General features: G+C 42.0%; 1 protein-coding gene. It reads right to left on the bottom strand.

From position 1 onward, the window contains the following. A partial coding sequence (locus tag ACS8FC_RS16785; RefSeq protein WP_439297621.1) for a serine hydrolase occupies positions 1 to 603 on the bottom strand: 603 nt, incomplete at its 3' end. Positions 604 to 771 lie beyond the last annotated feature (168 nt).

Below are 771 nucleotides of genomic sequence, written 5' to 3'. Positions count from 1 at the left end.
CGCAGCTATATGTCCAAACAGTCCGATACTGGCATTAGAATAGAGACGGCTTGAATTGACAGGGAACTCAGGTTGCCAAGACTTATAATATTGCAGCAGCTCCTTATTATTCTCAATATCTTCAGGCACCTGTAATGGCAATCCACCAGCACTATAGGTTCCTAAGTTGATCAGCTCGGTATTACCAATGGCACTATTTTTTAGGTAGGGAATGTATTTGTCTGCGGTATCATCGAGTGACAATGTGCCATTTAATTCTGAATAACTGGCTAAAGTGGTCGCAAAGGTCTTGCTCACAGAACCCAGCTCAAAAATTGTGTGCTCTGACACAGGCTGGTTGCGCTGCTTGTCAGACAAACCATAGTTATAAAAATGTGATTTACCATCGATGATGATTCCAAATGCCATACCGGGGATCTGATATTGGCTCATCAACTGTTTGGCCTGCTTATCCACTTCTTGCGCTAAGCGGTCATTCGTACTGGCGGCTTGCGCCGTTTCAGATATCAGTAATGTCGATAGCAGTACGCTCAGCGTTAGGCCAAGGAGCGGTTTTTGCATAGATGGTTTTTGAGCGGTCAGTATTGATGTAAGTGCGTTCATAAGTAATTTATTAATGCCGTCTGTTTAATTGTGAAAGGGATGGCTACTAAAGGTAGCAGCTTTTACGGTCATTTATCACGTTGTTTTTTACACTTTATGTTTTTAGCGCCAATGTCCTGTTAGTACTAATAAGTACTTACGCAAAAACAGTAATAAATGGCGCAAAAC

The sequence above is a fragment of the Psychrobacter sp. 1Y4 genome (genome assembly GCF_051847555.1).
This window is presented reverse-complemented; position numbering and strand designations above follow the sequence as displayed.